Annotated in this window: 1 pseudogene; it reads left to right on the forward strand. The window is 46.9% G+C overall.

Features of this window, described 5'->3' with window-relative positions:
• Positions 1-71 precede the first annotated feature (71 nt).
• Positions 72-241: pseudogene (locus FTW16_RS17760) on the forward strand (1-acyl-sn-glycerol-3-phosphate acyltransferase); the annotation flags it as partial.

A 241-nucleotide genomic window follows, 5' to 3' on the forward strand; every position in this document is an offset into this window, starting at 1 on the left:
CAACGTTGGACTATTGCCGGAAAACACCAAGCTTGGTCATGGATAAACAACGCGAAACCTGGAGCTCAAGAATGAGTAAGATCGACCAATATTGGCGAGTATTCGCGACAGGGCTTTGCTTCTCCATCTTTGGTATAGGAGGCTTAGTTCTCAGCTTCTTGATCTTGCCGTCGATCGCGCTCACCACATCAAACACCATTCAAAGAGAGCTTAAGGCTCAACGACTGATTCGCTTCTCATT

Origin of the sequence: Vibrio sp. T20 (genome assembly GCF_007858795.1) — a bacterium.
Taxonomy (GTDB): Bacteria; Pseudomonadota; Gammaproteobacteria; order Enterobacterales; family Vibrionaceae; genus Vibrio; species Vibrio satsumensis.